The following is an 18,208-nucleotide window of genomic DNA, read 5'->3' as shown; positions in this document are numbered from 1 at the left end:
ACCAACTGATGCGACTGGTCGGACGGCCCACCGAGGTTGGTGGCCGCGAGAACCTCATGCTGCTCAGCCCCGACCTCCCTTCGTGAAGACCTCTGCGAGCGAGGACAAAGGAACCTTGGGACGACGATCGGCGAAGAGCAGGCCGTTCTGCTCCTGGAAGGTGTCGCTGAACTGGGTGTAGCAGTAGCCGACCACGGCGTCGCTGGTGGTCAGCGAGGTGACCAGTTCGCCCAGCCTCTGCAGCAGGTCGCTTGCCGAGTCCGCCTCGCTGTAGCCCCAGCCGCCGCCGTCGGCGTCGGCGAACCTGATCCCTCCGAATTCGGAGATCAGGACGGCCGCGGGCGATTCAGCTCCGGCCAGGCCGAGAACCCGGCCGGCCGGCATATTTCCGGCCCCCTGGTCACGTAGGCGGGAGAGGTCGCCGTAGCGGCGGATGAGATCGTCCGGGTCCCGGCTGTAATCGTGGATGGTGAACAGGTCGGTAAGACCGTGCTCCCATCCGTCGTTGTCGACGACCACGCGGCTGCCATCGAGGGCGCGCAAGAGGTGGTAGACCGCCGTGACCAGGTGGCGCTGGGGAGCCGATTTCGGCAGGTCGGGAACCCCCCAGGACTCGTTGAACGGCACCCACACGACCACGCAAGGATGGTTGTAATCCCGCTCGACCGCTTCGGTGCAGGCGTGAACCAGCCTGCTGGAGCTCGTGAAGCCGAAACTGTAGGCGCTGGGCAGCTCGTTCCATACCAGCAGACCCAGCTTGTCGGCCCAGTACAGGTAGCGCGGGTCCTCGAGCTTCTGATGTTTGCGGACGCCGTTGAAGCCCATCGCCTTGGCAAGCTCGACGTCGGCCCTGAGGGCGTCCGGCGAGGGGGCAGCCAGGAGGCTCTCGTTCCAGTAGCCCTGATCGAGCACGAGTCGCTGGAAGTAGGGGCGCCCGTTGAGGAAGAAACGGCCCTCTCTGGCTTCGACGCTCCGCAGGCCGGTATAGCTCTCGACCCTGTCGACCGCCTCGCTGCCCTGCCGCAGCGTGATGGTGAGGTCGAGGAGTGTAGGTCGCTCCGGACTCCAGAGCAGTTCGTTGCGCGCGTCGTCTATCCCGGGGTCGTCGAGGTGGATCGTGTGTCTGGAGCGGCGGGCCAGTAGCGCAGCATCGCTCCGGGCGAGCAGCTCACCGTGGAGCGAAAGTTCGAACTCGACCTCCAGTCCCTCGTGTTCTCCGGCGATCTCGAGCTCGAGGGCGACGGCGAACTCCTCGAGGCGTGGGGTCAGGCGCAGCGACCGGATGTAGCTTCGAGAGACCGGTTCCAGCCACACCGGCTGCCAGATCCCGGTTGTGCGCGGATACCAGATGCTGTGCGGCCGTGGCTGCCAGTCCTGCTTGCCGCGGGGCTGATGCAGATCGGCGGGCGGATCCTCGACCCTCACGAGCAACCGCTGCTCGGCAGAGTCGACGAGCAGCTCGGTTATATCGATGGTGAACGGGGTGTAGCCGCCTTCGTGGACGCCCGCCCGGTGGCCGTTCAGCCACACCTCGGCGCGGTAGTCCACGGCGCCGAAGTGGAGCAACAGGCGCTCATCGGCCCACTCGCCAGGGATCGCGAAGCTGCGGGCGTACCAGACGACCGGCATCTCGTCGCGGACGGATAGACCGGAAAGCTGCGACTCCGGCGGGTAGGGGACCTCGATCCGCTCGTTCCACCGCACCCGCTCCGGTCGGCGTTCCGAGGTACGGGCGAACGACCAGGTACCGTCGAGCGACATCCAACGCTCCCTGCGGAACTGAGGCCGCGGGTAGTCGAAGTCGCCGTCTTCTCTTCGGACGGCGCGCCCTGCCGTCCCTTCGGGAGTCGTGAAGCTCATCGGCTTCCCTTCGCTCACTTTCACGAAACTTGTTGTTACTTAACGACAACTGTATGTGTGGTCACCTGCCCTGGTCAATATGAGCGAGTTCCCCGGGTTGAAAGCCCCGCATTGTCGCGAATATTGTTAGAGGAAATCGTGCGACTTCGAGGGGATATCGATGGACAGAGTGGCCCGGGAGAGGGAGTTGATCTTCCACGAGGACGTTGACGACGAGACCCTTGCACCGCTCTTCAGGGCCCTCGCGTCCAAACCCCGGCTGAGGATCCTGCGGCTACTGGGGGACCGGCTGATGAACGTCACCGAGATCGCCGAGGCACTCGGCGTTCCCATCAGTACAGCGAATTCGCACGTGAGCCTGCTCGAGGGCGCCGGCCTCCTCCTTACCGAGCACCGCCCAGCGGCACGCGGTTCGCAGAAGGTCTGCACCAGGGCGTTCGATCGCCTGCACCTACAGTTGCCCACACACCAGGGAACAGCAGGGAAGCAGGTCGAAACGCACATGCCGATCGGCGCTTACGTCGACTGCAACGTCCAGCCCACCTGCGGACTCGCCAGCGAGACCGGGATCATCGGGCTCTTCGACGACCCGGCCTCCTTCTACGAACCGAGCAGGGTCGATGCGCAGCTGCTCTGGTTCCACCGGGGCTACGTCGAATACCGCTTCCCGAAAAGGCTGCCATCTACAGCGAGGGTCGAAAGCGTGCAGGTGGCGCTGGAGGTGTGCAGCGAGGCGCCTCTCCATCACGACGACTGGCCCTCGGACATCACCGTCTGGATCAACGGCGTGGAGGTGGGAACCTGGACGAGTCCCGCCGACTTCGGCGGTCAGCGCGGACGGTTGACCCCCGACTGGTGGGAGACCCACAGCTCCCAGTACGGGCTGCTCAAATTGTGGCAGGTAACCGAGGCGGGCAGCTTCGTCGACGGCCTCTCGGCGACTGAAATGACGCTGAGCGACCTCGATCTGGAGGCCAGCGAGTTCGTCACCGTTCGCATCGGCATAGATGCCGACGCCCGCCACGTGGGCGGCATCAACATCTTCGGCCGCGCGTTCGGCAACTACCCGCAGGACATCGTGCTGAGGCTCAGGTACGAGTAGAAGCGAGAGAGGAGCGCGCTACTTGGGCCGGCTGTACTCGGCGTGGCGCTCGGCCCGCTCGACCGTCCGCACCGAACCCTCGGCCTCGGATACTCCCTGGGCGTTGCGCAGGTTCACCGTCAGGACTTCGCTTTCCGAGGAGACGAGTTCGCGGTCCTCACGTCCCAGTGCGGCTTCGGTAGGGGTAACGACGGCGTTGTAGATCCTCTGGAAGCCACGTTTCTCGGAGGTCCGCTCCAGGTGGTCGCTCAATCGCGAGCCTCGAACCAGCCGCAGATCCCCTGTCACTATGCAATCGTCGAAGAAGATCGTCACCTGCTTGATGTCGTAGCTGTGCGGGTCGCCCGTTTCGTAGTAGCCGCTCCTGATCCAGAGGATCTGCTCCTTCGGAACGGCGTAGAACGAGGTGGAAGCTATCCGCTCGCTCGCGCGTGGCGGGTCGGCACTCCCCGAACGGTAGACGAGGGCGTTCGTGACTGGAAGGATCGATCTGTCCCCACGGTTGAGGAACTCGGCAACTGCGGCCCCGGGCGTCGGATGGATGAGGCCGAAAATCCGCTTCGTGTAGCAGTAGATATGGGCCTCTAGTGAATCGGTGTTGACAAGCGCCATGCTCGGGGGACTCCTGTTGTTAGGGCTAGACTTCTTCTGCTAACGACCTGCTCCGCTTGTGCCGCGAATCTCTCGGCTCTGACCTCTCCGTGCAGCCTACTGCTGTCGGGAAGATGTTACCACGCAGCTCCTCGGCCACTCCCTCGGTCGACTCCTACTTGTCGGTATCGATGAGCGCCTTCAGGAAGAGCCGCTGGAGCAGCAGGACCACTATCACCGGCGGCAACATCGCCAGCACGGTGAGGGCCATCGCCTCGTGCCACACGGGCAGCGAATCGGCAGCGTTGACGTAGCGCTGGATACCCACCACCACGGTGAGCAGACGGTTCTCCTGGGCGACCAGGAGCGGCCACAGGTACTGGTTCCAGCCGAAGATGAAGAGGATGACGCTGAGGGCGGCGATATTGGTACGGGAGAGGGGTAGCAGGATGCGGGTCATGAACTGCATGGGTCCGGCGCCGTCGATCCGGGCGGCATCGACGAGCTCATCGGGCACTGTCTGGAAGAACTGACGGAACAGGAAGGTCGCGGTCGCCGAAGCGATGATGGGCAGTATCAGCCCCATGTAGGTATTCAGCAAACGCCACTCGAGGTCCACTTCGATCCCGGCTACCGCCTCGAGCAACCTGTCTATGCGGGTTGCCTCCAGCAATGCCTGGAACGGACCGAAGACGTTCGAGACGACATCGTAGGTGGGCACGATCCTCACCTCGACGGGCAGCATGAGCGTTATGAAGATGAGGAAGAAGAAGATGTTGCGGCCGGGGAAGCGGAAGTAGACGATAGCGAATGCCGCGAGGAACGAGACCACGAGCTTTCCCACGGTTATGCCGACCGCCATGATCAGCGAGTTGAGCATCATCGTGGTCGCCGGGATCCGACCGAAACTGGAGCCGCCCTGGAAGAGGACCTTGCTGTAGTTCTCGACCAGCTGGTTCCCCGGGAGAAGCGGGAAGGGCCCGGAGATGAGGTTCTCGATCGGATGGGTGGAGGCGACGAACGCTACCCAAAGCGGGAAGAGGGTGATGACAACGCCAACGATGAGTATCAGGTGGGCGAGGAACCTGAGAAGAGGTGTGCGCTCGACCATCAGTAGTGCACCCTCGCTCCCAGATAGCGGAACTGGATGAACGTCAGGGCGATCACCATCGTCATGAGAACGACAGACTGAGCCGCTGAACCGCCGAGGTCCTGGCTCAGGAACCCTGTCTCATACACCTTGTAGACGAGGATGGAAGTCGCCTGGATGGGCCCGCCCTGAGTGGTGGCATGGATCACGCCGAAGGTATCGAAGAACGAATAGACGGTATTGAGGACGATCAGGAAGAAGGTGATGGGGGAGAGGAGCGGGAAGATGATCGCCCAGAACCGGCGTACGGGGGCCGCTCCATCGATGGCGGCCGCTTCGATCACCGAGTTGGGCACCGCCTGCAGGCCGGCCAGGAAGAACAGGAAGTTATAGCCGATCTGCCGCCATGCTGATGCCATGATCACGAGGAGGAGCGCATCCCCCCCGTCCAGCGCATGATTCCAGTCGTAACCGATCGCCTCGAGCGCGTTCGCGATGATGCCCAGCGAGGGGTTGAACATGAAGTACCAGAGGGCGCCGGCGATAGCCGGCGCCACGGCATAGGGCCACATGAGCAGGCTTCGGTAGGCGTTGCTTCCTTTGAGGATGAAATCTGCGCAGGCGGCGAACAGCAAGCCGCCGGCGAGGGCGATGAGAGTGACGGCAACGCTGAAGATCAGGGTGGTTCCGAACGACTGGAGGTAGAGGTCGTCGCGGAACAGGTCGAAGAAATTCGCGAGGCCTACGAAGCTGCTGTTCAGACCCCAGGCATCCTGCCTCTGCACCGATTGAAGTAGCGCCTTGCCTGCCGGCCAGAGGAAGAAGACAGCGGTGATAAGCAGTTGCGGGAGGAGCAGCCAGTAGGGCAGCCACCTGTTCTTGAAGAAAGATCGCTCGCTCATGAGTTCAACGCAAGATACAGCAGACGGCGCCGGAGAGAAGCTCCTGCGCTTCGACTTCGTGTCGGGAGGGGATGAGTTCGGGACCGGCTCGACACCGGTCCCGAACATCCGAAGTATGGATCAGCGGTTGGCTCGCTCGAACTGACGGAGCAGTTCGTTGCCTCGTTGCACGATCGCGTTGATCGCCTCTTCGGGCGTCTTCTGGCCCGACCAGACGGCCTCGAGCTCCTCGTCCATCACGGTCCGGATCTGCACGAAGTTGCCCAGCCGGATACCGCGCGAGTTGGGCGTGGGTTCGTTCAGCGTGAGCTGCTTGATGGCGGTATCGGTTCCCGGGTTCTCCTCGTAGAAGCCCTGCTCCTGCGAGAGCTCGTAGGCCGCGAGGGTGATCGGGACGTAACCGGTGAACTGGTGCCAGTCGGCCTGCACCTCTGGTGTCGAGAGGTACTCGAAGAACCTGGCTACGCCGCGGTACTCCTCCTCCTCGTGGCCCTGAAGCACCCAAAGGGTAGCGCCGCCGATGATCGAGTTCTGCGGCTCCTCACGGATCCTGGTATCTACCGGCATCATGGTTTGCCCGAACTCGAAGTCGGCTCCAGTGTTGATGGCGCCGTAGCCGGCGGAGGAGTTGAAGAAGAAGACGCACTCCTGGTTGAGGAACATCGGCTCGCCGGCGCTCTCACGACCGGGATACACGAAGGCGTTGTTCTCGGTCATCCGCTGGAGCTGAGCGATGTGGTTGATCACGCCCTCGTTGTCGATGGCCATCTCCGTGCCCAAGCCGCCGTAGCCGTTGTTGAGGGTCGCGAACGGCAGATCGTGCCAGGCGGAGAAGTTTTCGAGCTGGATCCAGGTCTGCCAGGCGCTGGTCATGCCGCACTCCCAGCCGTTCTCGACGGCAGTGTTGGCGGCCGCTTCGAGTTCTTCCCAGGTAGTGGGCACCTCGAGTCCCAACTCGTCGAGAGCGTCCTGGTTGTACCAGAGAACCGGGGTCGATGAATTGAAGGGCAGTGAGAGAAGGTTGCCCTCGTCGGAGACGTAGTAGGAGATCACCGCCGGAAGGTAGGCGTCGGGGTTCCAGCCTTCGGCGTACTTACCCATGAGCTCGTGAACGGGGTAGATGCCCCCTTCAGCGGCCATCATCGTCGCCGTGCCGACCTCGAACACCTGAACGATGTGCGGTTGTTCGCCCGCACGGAAGGCGGCGATCGCACCCGTCATCGTCTCGGCGTAGCTACCCCGGTAGACGGGCGTGACGACGTACTCGTCCTGACTCTCGTTGAAACCGGCAGCGATCTCGTTGACCTTCTCCCCGAGGGCGCCGCCCATGGCGTGCCACCAGACGATCTCGGTCTGGGCGGCTGCCGGCGCCGCCACCAGGGCAGCGAGGGTCAGAACGACAAGCAGACGCATTCTCAGCATTCACTTCTCCTTCCAGATTCGCCCGTGGCCGGAACGGCGCAACGGGCGGGCAAGATTTTTTGCTCCGTGACGATGATAACCCACCTGATGAGAAAAAAGTCACGCATCCGTCCTTAATCGATCGCCACGCGTTCGGCTCCCGGGGAACCGTTTCGGGGGTCCTAAACCGGTAATGCTGTGCTGGTGACGATCATCCGACGTGCGACCCTGGTGACCCTGGCTGCGTCACTGCTGGTGCTGGCGACCAAGCTTGCGGCGTTCATGCTGACGGGGTCGGTCGCTCTGCTCTCCGACGGCGCCGAATCGCTGGTGAACGTAGCAGCGGCGGCAGCGGTCATCTACGCGGTGCGACTCGCCAGGCGCCCACCCGACTACGAACACCCGTACGGACACGCCAAGGCCGAATACATATCAGGGGCCCTCGAGGGGAGCCTTATCCTCGTGGCGGCCGGGGTCATCCTCGCAACCGCGGCTCCCAGGCTCCTCGAACCACCTCGGCTGGAGAGCGTGCGGGTAGGGGTCCTCATGGTAGCCGCCGCGTCGGTAGTCAACGCGGCAACCGCCTGGTACCTCCGGCGGGTGACCAGGCGCCATCACTCGCCGGCTCTGGAGGCGACCTCACGTCATCTGATCACCGACCTGTGGACCTCGGTCGGGGTGGTCCTCTCGGTGGTTCTGGTCGATCTGACCGGGCTCGCACTGCTCGACCCGGTGATCGCACTCCTCGTCGGGTTGCACATAATGCGTGAGGGCTGGAGCGTCACCGCGGGGGCGATGTCGAGCCTCCTAGACATCAGGCTTCCCGAGGAAGAGGAGGGGGCCCTCATGGAGATCCTGCAGCAGGAGCCGGAGGTATTGGGTTTCCACAGGTTGCGCTCGAGGCGTTCGGGGATAAACCGCTTCCTGGAGGTGGACATCTTCGTCGATCCCCGGCTGGACGTGAGGGACGCTCACGATATCGCTACTGCCCTGGAAGACCGGATCGCGGAGGTTCTGCCGAACCTCACGGCCACGCTTCACATAGAGCCCTACCTGGAGGGCAAGCGGGACGTGACGCTGACCCCGAGGGAGGAGTTCGAGCCGGGCCGCACCTGACTCGGGCCGCTCCCGGCTCCTACAGGCAGACTTCGCTTACGAACGCGTTGGCTCGGTAGGCCTCTATCCCCATGTCGGTGAAGAGGGCGGGTGGTAGAGCCAGGTCACCGATGAAGAGCCGCCCGACCGAACCGCCGGGCTTCGTCCCCTGCTTGGGCAGCCCCACGGCGAGCGTCATCGATGCCTCGAGGACGGCGCCGGGAACGGCTCCGTCGTCGGCCTGGAGGCCCGTGGGCGCATCGAGCGACAGGACCGGGCAACTGCCGGCCAGATTGTTGACGACGGTGATGACGTCGAGGGTACGACCACGTGGGGGGCCTTCGAGCCTGGTTCCGATGGCAGCGTCGATGACGCAGCCGTACTTCATGCGCGGCAGGCTGCTCTTGATCTTCACGTTCTCGTAGTGACGGAGCAGTTCGAGCTGTTCTCGAGGTGTGCCGGAGTAGTTCTCGTACTCGTGGGTAGGAACAACCCACACGCGTCGGCCACGAGCTCCCAGGATCCGGGCTGCTGCCAGGCCTCCGCTGCCGTTGTTCCCGCGGCCGGCCACGACCAGTACGGGGCCGTCGGGTGCGAAAGTCTCGACCAGTTCCGTCAGGTTGCGGGCGGTGTGCTCGACCAGCACCCTGCTGTCCAGCCCGTACTTGCCGGTGGCTAGCATCAGAAGCTGCTGCATCTGTGCGGCCGAGAGCTTCGGGAGTTCGTCCCAGCTCACCTGGGGGAAGGCTTCCACCGTTCGCTCCATCAGCCGGCCACGCTAACCGAACCCAGGTCGGCAGTTGTGTACACGTCCTGGACGTCGTCTAGTTCCTCGAGGCTGTCGAGGAAATTGAGTACCTTCTGCGCCTCCGAGTCGGCGAGCTGCGTTTCGGTCTGGGGCACCTTGGTCAACTGGCTCACTTCCGGCTCGATGCCGGCCTTCTGCAGGGCATCGGCCACCGCGTAGAGTTCGGTGGGCGCGGTGAAGATGGTCAGTGCGTCATCCTCGACCTCGAGGTCCACGGCGCCCAGTTCGATGGCCATCTCCTGTGTCCGCTCGCTCGTGTCTGGAACGACTATCACTCCCCGCGACTCGAACTGCCACGCCGTAGACCCGGACATGTTTCCGCCATGCTTGCTGAACACGTGACGAACCTCGGCAGCCGTACGGTTCTTGTTGTCGGTGAGCGCTTCGATCAGCACCGCTACTCCGGCAGGTCCGTAGCCTTCGTAGACAGCCGGTTCGAAATCTCCGCCTTCTGCACCGCCCAGGGCGCGCTCGACGGCACGGTCGATGTTGTCAGCCGGCACGTCGTCGCTCTTCGCGGCCGCCAGGGCGTTCTTGAGGTTCAGGTTGACCGACGGGTCGCCGCTGCCCCCCTCCCTGACTGCGCTCTGGATCGCACGGATATGCTTGCTGATGACCTTGCCGCGGGCCTTGTCGTTAGCGGCTTTCTTGCGCTTGATCTGGGCCCATTTGCTGTGACCTGCCAAGTGCCTCCTCCTAGCTGCAAGCCTCAGTCTACCGCAGCAGAGGGCGTGTTGGCCCGGTTCTTGGCATGAGCCGATCGGTACCGGACCATCGACGAGAGGTCGATCGGGCGGGATCGAAGGAGGCAGCTACCGCCTTCCCGGTGTGCCGCGGGAACTGCCGCGCCGGAACCTCGGCCGGAGTTGCCGCCCACACGCGAACGGGCCCCAGCGTGCGGCCGGAGCCCGTTCGTGGTGTCGAGGTGGGGCTAGCGCACGTAGATGTAGGTCTCGTCGACATCGCGCGTGTCGTAATCGCGCAGATCGACGCTGATGCTCTGCGTCCACGCCTCTTCACCGCGCTGATCCTGATAGCGCACCCGTGAGGGGTCGGTGCGGCTGCCGGTGAACGCCGCACGGATTCGCAGCAGGCCGCGAGGCGGGTCCACGCTGAAGATGTGTCTCCGGTCCGGACCTTCTATCGTCTGGGTCACACCGCCACGGACGAAGATGTTGCGTGAGAACGTGTGGACATAGCCGTCGGGATCGATCGAGGTGAGGGTGATGTAGCCGTCGCTGGTGGTGCGGATATCGAAAGCTATCTGTTCGCCGACCCGATAGGTGGCTCCTTCGCCCTTGGTAGGCGCGAAGTAGGTGATGACGTTGTCGAGAGGGATGCCGAAGGTGATGCGTCCGCTCACCGAGGAGCGTACCGAGGTCTCACCGTCGGTGAGGTAGACGGTGCAGCCGCCTAGCGTGACGATCAGTGCCGTCATGAAGGCGAGCCGGGCGAATACGGAACCTAGCGGTCGTGGCAACATGCCTAAATGTAGCAACTGGGCCGTTGAGGAAGTGTAGGGGTCGGGCTTCATGACTCCTTCAGGAACTCGTGAAAGGAATCACGAACGTCAAGATGGTGCCAAGCATCACGAACTTTCACTTGGTGCCGGCCGTCACGTGCTGCTACTGCTCCTCCACGCCGCCGTCGTTTCGGTCGTAGGTGGTGACGAGATAGGGAAGGTCGCTCTGGTGGTACCGCCCCCGGTCGTCGAACCAGAAGATGTAGTCGCCGCCGCTCGCGCCTCCCGACTCTGGGCTGTCCGCCGCCCTCGTGACCTTGCCGTCCACCGTCCCCTCGAAGATCTCCGAGCCATCGAGGCTGTAGAGGGTGATGTACATGCGGGTGTTGGCGAAGTCCTGAAAGTTCCTTCGGATCCGGTTCTGGGTCTCGTTCCGGCACCCTGCGAGGAGCAGCACGACGAGCACTACTCCGAAGACGATTCTCCTGTTCACTTTCCCTCCTGTTCGCGGCCTTCCGGCCGTATCGAAGGCGATGGTATCTCCGCTGGGACGGCTGCGCCTCAGACGGATGTATGGGGGCCGGCGTGGGGCCCGGGTTCATAGAGGGACGCTCAGATAATGTATATTCCTAGGAGTGACTAGCACCGCCACGAACCCTTACCAGGTGCTGGGTGTCGAGCGGACCGCGACTCAGGACGAGATCAAGTCGGCTTACCGCAAACTGGCGCTGCAGTACCACCCGGATCGGAACCCGGGTGACAAGCAGGCCGAGGAGAAGTTCAAGGCGGTGTCCGAGGCGTACGCCACCCTACGTGACCCCGAGTCGCGAGCCAGGTTCGACCGCTACGGCAACGCCGGTGGCAGGCCCGACTTCGAAACCGTCGATTGGCAGACGATCTTCCGGGAAGCGGAGATCAACGTCGACTGGGATCTGCACCGTGGCATGCCCAAGACCGGCAACGCCGTCTTCGACATGCTCTTCGGCGCCGTCACCGGGATGATGCGTAGCAGCGGTCTGTTGCCGGGAGAGCACCGCGACATCTCGGTCGATCTGCCGGTACCGCTGGCGCGCAGCGGCGGTTCGGTGAGAGTGAGAGTGCCGGGTCCGAGCATCTGTCCCACCTGTCGCGGGAGCGGTCGCGCCCGCGGCGGAACCTGTCCCGCCTGCGGGGGACGCGGTCAGCAGCGTGGCGGGAGCCTCGTCGACGTAGAGGTGCCGCCGGGGGTGAAGCCGGGAACGAAGCTGCGGCTCCGTGGTCTGGGCGGCCCCGGCACTCCGCCCGGAGACGTGTTCGTCACACTCGGGGTCGACCTTCCAGAAGGTGTAGTCCGGCGCGGTGGCGATCTGCTGGCCGAACTGTTCGTCACCGCCTGGGAACTCGACCGTGGCGTCAACAGCGAGGTGCTCGGCATGCCTGTGCGCATCCCGGCCGGTACCAGGGATGGAAGCACTCTCAGGTTCACCTCCGGCGGCCTGGGGGGCGACCTGCTGCTCACGGTGAGGGAGGACCTGTGGCGGGGCCTGCGCAGGATGGGTAAGGATCGGTTGCAGCAACTCACCCGGGGAGGGCTGCCGCTCGCGGCGAAGGAGTGACGGATGGCCGAGGACGACAACAACACGATTGACCGCAACGTCGACAACCAGGCCGCCATCGACCGGGACAAGCCGCTCTACGTGATCAGCGTGGCAGCCGAACTAGTCGACATGCACCCTCAGACCTTGCGCCTCTACGAACGGAAGGGGCTCATCGAGCCGAGCCGCAGCGCCGGCAAGACGAGGCTCTACTCCCAACGCGACATCGAACAGTTGCGAGAGATCCGCCGGCTCACCCAGGAGCTGGGCGTGAACCTCGCCGGGGTGGAGGAGATCATCAAGCTGAGGCGCAAGCTCGACCAGCTCCAGGACAACATGGAGAACCGCATCACCGAGCTCCAGGGCGCCCTCCAGGACCGGATGAAGAGCTTCCGTGAAGCCCTTCCTTCGCCGACTGACGGCTCCGGAGAGAACGAAGGCTGAGGGTATACTGCCCTTCATGCCGTTAGAGTCCTACCTGGCTCGCAACCGTGAGCGCCACCTCGAAGAACTGATCGAATTCCTCCGCATCCCCTCGGTCTCGGCCGACCCGAAGCACAAGGGGGACGTGAGACGGGCCGCGGAGTACCTCAAGGAGCGATTCGACGCGCTCGGCTTCACGAGCGAAGTGCACGACACTCCCGGCCACCCACTGGTCCTGGCCGAACGTCGCGTCGACGAGAACGCTCCCACCGTCCTCATCTACGGCCACTACGACGTGCAGCCGCCCGATCCGTTCGACCTGTGGGAGCACCCGCCGTTCGAGCCGACGGTGACGGACGGCCGACTGATCGCCCGCGGGGCCAGCGACGACAAGGGACAAGTCTACGCCCACCTGAAAGCGGTCGAGGCGCTTCTCGACGCGCAGCCCGGGACGAAGCTCAACATCCTCTTCCTCGTCGAGGGGGAGGAAGAGGTGAGTTCGACGAACCTGGCGCCCTTCATCGAGGCGAACCGTGAACGACTCGCCGCCGATATCGTGCTCATTTCCGACGGGGCCATGCTGGGCCCCGATCAGCCCAGCCTCACCTACGGGCTCAGGGGGATCGTCTACGTGGAGGTCAGGGTGAAGGCGGCCGACCGCGACCTACATTCCGGTGCCTACGGCGGTGCGGTCCCCAACGCCATCAACGCCCTCGCGCGGATGATCGCGGGGTTACACGACGACGAAGGCAGGATCACCGTGCCCGGCTTCTACGACGACGTTCAGCCGATTACCGAACGGGAGCGCGAGTCGTTGGCGAAGTTGCCCTTCGACGAGAAGCGGTTCCTGGCCAACGTGGGCGTGAAAGCCAGCCCGGGCGAAGCCGGCTACAGCGTCATCGAACGGATCTGGACGAGACCGACGCTCGACGTCAACGGCATCGGCGGCGGCTTCCAGGGTGAGGGTTCGAAGACGGTGATCGCTGCTCAGGCGATGGCGAAGATCTCCTGTCGCCTGGTGCCGGACCAGCAGCCGAGGCGGATCTTCGAGCTGCTGAGGGAGCACCTGCGGCGCCTCGCCCCGGCTGGGGTGGAGGTCGAGGTGCGGCATCTCAACGACGGCCCGCCGGGAGTGGTGCCGCTCGAGTCGCCCGCCCTGGAGACCGCCAGCCAGGCGATAGAAGCCGTCTGGGGCAAGAGCCCGGAGTTCGTGCGCACCGGCGGCAGCATCCCCGTGGTCGCGACCTTCCAGAAGGAGCTCGGGGGAGACGTGATCATGCTCGACATGGGCCTCGAGACCGACGGGGCTCACGCTCCCAACGAGCACTTCATGCTGGAGAACTACTTCCGCGGCATCCACACCTCGGCAGAACTGCTGCGGCGACTCGCCGCGGACTAGGCTCGCGTGCGGCTGACTTCGCTGACCCTCCACGGTTTCAAGAGCTTCGGCAACCGCACGACCGTCGAGTTCGCCCCCGGTATCACGGCGATCGTCGGTCCCAACGGATCGGGCAAGAGCAACGTCATCGACGCGCTCAAATGGGCCAGCGGCGGCGGTCGAGCCTCGGAGTTCAGGGCCGGCGAGAAGACCGACCTGATCTTCCATGGAGCGTCCGGCAAGCGGTCGCTGGGCTACGCCGAGGTCGAGCTCGAACTGCGCGGCGGACAGAGCAAGGTGACGGTCTTCCGCAGCCTCCATCGCGACGGTACCGGCAGACTCCGATTGAACGGCAAGAACGCCCGCTTCCTCGACATCGATGAGGAGCTGGCGGGGAGCGGCCTGGGCAAGAGCGGGTTGGCGATCATCGGTCAGGGTGAGGTGAGCGGCGTGCTGATGGCCGATCCCGCCAAGCTCCTGCAGTATGTGGCCGAAGCCGCCGGCGTGGCGAGGCTGGCCGGGAGACGGGAGCAGACCGAGGACCGTCTGGCGACCGCCAGGACTCACCTCGAACGCCTCGAGGACCTGATGCAGGAGCTCGAGCGCCAGATCGGGAGGTTGCAGGAGGAAGCGCAGGGGGCGAAGCGGCACGCCGAGCTGACCCGCGACTCACTGCGCCTCCGCTACACCCTCGCGATGCTCCGCGAAGCGAGCCTGCGCTCGGAGATCGGGGCTCTCAGGGAGGACAAGGGCAAACTCGAGGCCGAAGTAGCCGAAGCCCGCAGCGAACTGGAGGCCGGCCGCGGGGAGTTGAGCGCCAGCCGCCAGGCGCAGAGCGAAAGCGAACGCGCCTACCGCGAGGCGATGGCGCAGAGTGAAGCCCGGCGCGGGGATGTTCGTGTCGCCGCCGCCCGCGTCGAGAACCTGGAGGCGCGCTCGCGCGACCTCGAACTGCAGCGGTCCGCGGTAGGGGAGGAACTCGGCTCTCTCGAACGGCTCGAGGCGCCGCTGGAGCCCGACGTCGACGTCGCGCGGCTGGAGGCGGCGCAGGCCGAAGCAGAAGCCCAGCTCGGGATCGCCCTCGAGGAACGCTCTTCCGCCGAGTCGGAGGCGCGTACCGCCCGTGAGGAGCATGAACGGCTCAGGAATGTCGCCCATGCGGCGGCGCAGCAGAGCGCGGCGCTGGAGAGCCGGCGCGAGGCGTTGCACAGAGAACTCGCCGAGATCGAGCGCCAGGCCGCCGAGCTGGAGGAGCGGGGCCGGGACGGCAGCGAACTCGAGCAGCAGGAGGCGCGGGCGCAGGAGCTGCGTGATCGCCACCTGCGGCTGGGGGAGGAACTCTCGGCCCTGCGCGGCAAGCTGGAGGAGGCGCAGGCGCGTCACGCCAACGCGTTGGCCGAGGCTCAGGCCCGCGGGCGGGCGGCCGAACGCAGCCGCCAGGCGTTCGAGGCCCGCCGCGGCTACGCTCAGGGACCGCGGACCGCGCTCTCCAGCGGGATCCGCGGGATCCACGGCTCGGTCGCCGATCTGCTGCGAGTACCCGACGAGTACCTCGGCGCGGTCGGAGCGGCCCTGGGCCGCCGTATGGAGTACGTGGTCGTCGACAACGCGGGCACCGGCCAGAAGGTGCTCGACGCAGTGCGCAAGGGCGGCGGCTTCGTAACGGTCCTGCCCCTCGACCTGGTGGACGGTCGCGCCGTCCCGCTCGCCGAGCGTCTGCGGGACGAACCAGGAGTGATCGGCATGGCCAGCGATCTCATCGACGCCGACGAGCGCTTCGCCCCGGTGGCGCGCCAACTCCTGGGCAACACGATGATCGTGAGGACGATGGCCGACGCGGTCGCGATCGCCCGCCGAGAGAGATCTCGACCTCGGATGGTGACGTTGGAGGGGGACATCGTCGAGAGCTACGGGGCGATGAGCGGCGGTAAGCGGCAGGCCCAGGCCGGGGTGCTGGGAGCTGCCGCGGAGCTGGAGGATGCCGAGGCGGCTGCCGCCGAGGCGACCGGGTCGGCTCGACGAGCCGAGGCCGAACTCACCGAACTCCAGGCCAGGGCGCGTGACCTCATAGAACGGGAGGCAGAGGGCCGAAGGCTGCTTGACGAGGCTGCGGCCGTTCTCTCGAGGCTGCGTGAGGAGGAGGCCGCCAGACGGGAGCTGCTGGCCGAGGTGGCACGCCGGCACCAGCGAGCCTGCGACGAATTGGAGGGCATGGAAGCGCCACTCTCGCACGTCGACGAGGAGCGGCTGGAGGCGGCTGCCACGGCCCTCGCCGAATGCGAAGCGAAACTCGAGTCGTGCCGGGAGAGGGTAGAGGAGCGCCAACGGGAGCTCGCCGAGAGGCGTCAGGAGCGTCTGCTGGCCGCGGAGCGACAGCAGGCGTTCGAGGCGGCGAGGGCTCAGTATCGTCGCGACCTCGAGCGGCGGGAGGCTCTCGAGGGGCGGCGCCGGACGCTCGAGCAGGAGTCGGAGCGAACCGCGGTCGAACTCGACCGGGCGCGCCAGGCGCTCGAGGAGGCGAGGGCCGCCGTCCCCTCCGACCTCGAGGAGAAGGAGCAGGCGTACCGACTAGCCGCCGAAAGTCTGGCCGCTCTAGAGGAGCGGCTCACCAGGCTCACCGAGGCGCAAGCGGCGAGAGGCGAGGCTCTGGAGAGGATCAACGTCACGCTGGCCCGACGCGAAGCGGCCTGGGAACTCGCCAACGAGGAGCTCGCCGCCTTCCCCGGCGGCATCCCTACGATGGACGGCTCGGAGCGAGCGCTAAAGGCGCAGCTCTCGGACGCCACCGCCGAGCTGGAGGCCCTGGGCGCGGTCAACCACCGAGCCGGACTGGAGCTCGAGCAGGAGGAGGCCCGCCTGGCCTCTCTGCGGGAGGAGTCGGAGAAGGCGCAACTGGCCATCGACGAGCTCGCCACCACTCTCGAGAAGCTCGACAACGAGACGAACACCAGGCTGGAAGCCGGCGTGACCGGGCTGCGGGACGGCTTCCGCAAGCACGTGATCGAGCTGTTCGGCGAGAACGCCGAGGCAGATATAGAAGTCGAGCGCGAGGAGGGCAGGCCGGTGGGCCTGCGCATACGGCTGCAGCCTCCCGGCAAGCAGACCCGCCAGCTCAACCTCCTCTCGGTAGGCGAGCGGACGATGGGCGCGATGGCGTTCCTCTTCGCTCTCATGTCGGGAGGCGGTCAGCAAGGGCTGCCGATAGCGGTTCTCGACGAAGTAGACGCCCCGCTGGATGAGGCCAACATCCGCCGCTACTGCGACTTCCTGACGCGACTCGCGCAGCGAGGCACCCAGTTCATCCTCATCACCCATCAGAAGGCGACCTTCGAGGTGGCCGACGTCATGTGGGGAGTCACCACCGAGCAGGGGGTGAGCCGGGTCTTCTCGATCGCCCGGTCGGAGGCCGTAGCCGTTGGCTGAGGCGCCCTTGCTCGAGTGGCGCGTAGAGCGTCACGAGGTCATCGACTCGACCCAGGAGGAGCTGCGCCGTCGCCTCATCGCCGGGGAGGAGATCGATCGGCTGGTCGTTCGGGCGGGGGCGCAGACGATGGGAAAGGGGCGGCGAGCGGACGAGTGGCGAAGTGGGCCGGGAGGCTCCTACCAGTCGCTGGCGGTGAGCGACTGGTCCGGCTCCCTCCGTTCCTCCTACTTCCCGCTGGCGATAGCGGTCGGCATCGCCGAGGCGTTCCACGACCGAGGCGTCGCCATCGCACTCAAGTGGCCCAACGACCTGCACCTGTGGAACGAGGCTTCTTCCGTGGGGCCCATGTCCAGACTCCCCGGGAAGATCGGCGGGATCCTCTGCCAGTACCTCCGGAACCATCTGTTGGTGGGGGTCGGCATCAACGTTCGCAACGAGCCGCCGCCAGGGGCTGGAGCGCTGCCCGGTCTAGACCCGGCCGATGTGTCCGACCTGGTACTGGCCGCCGTGGCGCGCTCACTCGTGAAGATCGACCCCCGACTTCCCGACCGCTTCGCCCGCTTCGATCCGCTGACGGGGCGGGTCGTGCGGTTGCGGACGGGCGACCGGACACTGCTGGGCCGCTGTGCCGGCACGACCAGCGAAGGCTGCCTGCTGCTGGAGACGCGCGAAGGCCGGGTAGAAGTGAGTGACGGCCACATCGTGGAGATCGATGCGGCCGTCGCCGGGAGCAGCTGAGAAGGTCAGGAGGGAGGTAACGCCTCCACGTCCTCTTCGTTCACGTTGAGTACACCATCGCGCGTCTCGAGCACGAGCTTCTGATATACCTCGTTGCGGCGCAGCAGGTAGCCCGAAAGCAGGCTGCCGCGGCGCATGTGCCGGTAGCCGCTGCCTGCCAGCCACACATAGCTGTCACGTTTCAACCTGTACTCGCGGCTTCGGCCGGAAACACCGGTGAAGCCTTCCGGGGGCACCGTATTCATCACATCACTTCCGCTCTCGAAAGAAATCTCGTATTTAGAACGTTCAGAGTCTAGCGCTCCCAGATGAGGGGCCAGAGAGACATTTGTCCCAACCCTGGCGCTCTCGCCTGGGAGC

At 65.3% G+C, this 18,208-nt stretch carries 17 protein-coding genes; 7 read left to right on the top strand and 10 right to left on the bottom strand.

Annotated elements, in window-relative coordinates:
* Nucleotides 1-63: 63 nt before the first annotated feature.
* Complete coding sequence (locus tag VF168_10615) at nucleotides 64-1,860, bottom strand: glycoside hydrolase family 2 TIM barrel-domain containing protein (protein ID HEX7004626.1); 1,797 nt, start codon at nucleotides 1,858-1,860, stop codon at nucleotides 64-66.
* 160 nt (nucleotides 1,861-2,020) lie between these two features.
* Here VF168_10615 and VF168_10610 point away from each other — a divergent pair, with 160 nt between their 5' ends.
* Nucleotides 2,021-2,962, top strand: coding sequence for a helix-turn-helix domain-containing protein (locus tag VF168_10610; protein ID HEX7004625.1), 942 nt, complete (start codon nucleotides 2,021-2,023; stop codon nucleotides 2,960-2,962).
* Nucleotides 2,963-2,980: 18 nt separating this feature from the next.
* Here the strand turns inward: VF168_10610 and VF168_10605 are convergent, their stop codons facing one another.
* The 4 genes from VF168_10605 to ugpB form a co-directional block, all read right to left on the bottom strand.
* The gene (locus tag VF168_10605; GenBank protein ID HEX7004624.1) at nucleotides 2,981-3,574 is read right to left on the bottom strand and encodes a hypothetical protein; all 594 of its coding nucleotides are present in this window, start codon (nucleotides 3,572-3,574) and stop codon (nucleotides 2,981-2,983) included.
* Nucleotides 3,575-3,728: 154 nt separating this feature from the next.
* The gene (locus VF168_10600; GenBank protein ID HEX7004623.1) at nucleotides 3,729-4,664 is read right to left on the bottom strand and encodes an ABC transporter permease subunit; all 936 of its coding nucleotides are present in this window, start codon (nucleotides 4,662-4,664) and stop codon (nucleotides 3,729-3,731) included.
* Nucleotides 4,664-5,545, bottom strand: coding sequence for a sn-glycerol-3-phosphate ABC transporter permease UgpA (ugpA, locus tag VF168_10595; GenBank protein ID HEX7004622.1), 882 nt, complete (start codon nucleotides 5,543-5,545; stop codon nucleotides 4,664-4,666). The genes VF168_10600 and ugpA overlap by 1 nt, the downstream gene beginning before the upstream one ends.
* A gap of 120 nt (nucleotides 5,546-5,665) precedes the next feature.
* The gene (ugpB, locus tag VF168_10590) at nucleotides 5,666-6,967 is read right to left on the bottom strand and encodes a sn-glycerol-3-phosphate ABC transporter substrate-binding protein UgpB (GenBank protein ID HEX7004621.1); all 1,302 of its coding nucleotides are present in this window, start codon (nucleotides 6,965-6,967) and stop codon (nucleotides 5,666-5,668) included.
* Between the two features lie 183 nt (nucleotides 6,968-7,150).
* Here ugpB and VF168_10585 point away from each other — a divergent pair, with 183 nt between their 5' ends.
* Entirely contained in the window at nucleotides 7,151-8,062 is a 912-nt protein-coding gene (locus tag VF168_10585) for a cation diffusion facilitator family transporter (protein ID HEX7004620.1), read from the top strand.
* 19 nt (nucleotides 8,063-8,081) lie between these two features.
* On the opposite strand, the gene VF168_10580 is transcribed toward VF168_10585, so the two are convergent.
* The 4 genes from VF168_10580 to VF168_10565 form a co-directional block, all read right to left on the bottom strand.
* Nucleotides 8,082-8,807 (bottom strand): NAD(P)H-hydrate epimerase, encoded by a 726-nt coding sequence (locus VF168_10580; protein ID HEX7004619.1) that lies wholly within the window; start codon nucleotides 8,805-8,807, stop codon nucleotides 8,082-8,084.
* On the bottom strand, nucleotides 8,807-9,535 hold the full coding sequence (locus VF168_10575) for a YebC/PmpR family DNA-binding transcriptional regulator (GenBank protein HEX7004618.1): 729 nt from the start codon (nucleotides 9,533-9,535) through the stop codon (nucleotides 8,807-8,809). Before VF168_10575 ends, VF168_10580 begins: the two co-directional genes overlap by 1 nt.
* Nucleotides 9,536-9,780: 245 nt before the next feature.
* The gene (locus VF168_10570; protein ID HEX7004617.1) at nucleotides 9,781-10,332 is read right to left on the bottom strand and encodes a DUF4384 domain-containing protein; all 552 of its coding nucleotides are present in this window, start codon (nucleotides 10,330-10,332) and stop codon (nucleotides 9,781-9,783) included.
* Nucleotides 10,333-10,474: 142 nt separating this feature from the next.
* Nucleotides 10,475-10,804, bottom strand: a complete 330-nt coding sequence (locus VF168_10565; protein ID HEX7004616.1) for a hypothetical protein — start codon at nucleotides 10,802-10,804, stop codon at nucleotides 10,475-10,477.
* Between the two features lie 142 nt (nucleotides 10,805-10,946).
* Between VF168_10565 and VF168_10560 the strand changes: the two genes are divergently transcribed.
* From VF168_10560 to VF168_10540, 5 genes are read left to right on the top strand one after another with little or no spacing between them, the layout of a single operon-like run.
* The gene (locus VF168_10560; protein ID HEX7004615.1) at nucleotides 10,947-11,906 is read left to right on the top strand and encodes a DnaJ domain-containing protein; all 960 of its coding nucleotides are present in this window, start codon (nucleotides 10,947-10,949) and stop codon (nucleotides 11,904-11,906) included.
* A gap of 3 nt (nucleotides 11,907-11,909) precedes the next feature.
* A complete protein-coding gene (locus VF168_10555) occupies nucleotides 11,910-12,329 on the top strand; it encodes a helix-turn-helix transcriptional regulator (protein HEX7004614.1) in 420 nt (139 codons plus the stop codon).
* A 16-nt stretch (nucleotides 12,330-12,345) separates the two neighbouring features.
* Nucleotides 12,346-13,707, top strand: a complete 1,362-nt coding sequence (locus tag VF168_10550; GenBank protein HEX7004613.1) for a dipeptidase — start codon at nucleotides 12,346-12,348, stop codon at nucleotides 13,705-13,707.
* Nucleotides 13,708-13,713: 6 nt separating this feature from the next.
* Nucleotides 13,714-17,109 carry a chromosome segregation protein SMC gene (smc, locus tag VF168_10545; protein ID HEX7004612.1) on the top strand — a complete coding sequence of 1,132 codons (3,396 nt, stop codon included), beginning with the start codon at nucleotides 13,714-13,716 and terminating at the stop codon, nucleotides 17,107-17,109.
* On the top strand, nucleotides 17,102-17,848 hold the full coding sequence (locus tag VF168_10540; protein HEX7004611.1) for a biotin--[acetyl-CoA-carboxylase] ligase: 747 nt from the start codon (nucleotides 17,102-17,104) through the stop codon (nucleotides 17,846-17,848). Before smc ends, VF168_10540 begins: the two co-directional genes overlap by 8 nt.
* Before the next feature lie 5 nt (nucleotides 17,849-17,853).
* On the opposite strand, the gene VF168_10535 is transcribed toward VF168_10540, so the two are convergent.
* A complete protein-coding gene (locus VF168_10535; protein ID HEX7004610.1) occupies nucleotides 17,854-18,093 on the bottom strand; it encodes a hypothetical protein in 240 nt (79 codons plus the stop codon).
* Between the last annotated feature and the right edge of the window lie 115 nt (nucleotides 18,094-18,208).

It is taken from the genome of Trueperaceae bacterium (assembly GCA_036381595.1).
Taxonomy (GTDB): Bacteria; Deinococcota; Deinococci; order Deinococcales; family Trueperaceae; genus DASVCN01.
The sequence above is the reverse complement of the archived record's forward strand: the minus strand, read 5'-3'. Positions and strand labels throughout refer to the sequence as shown.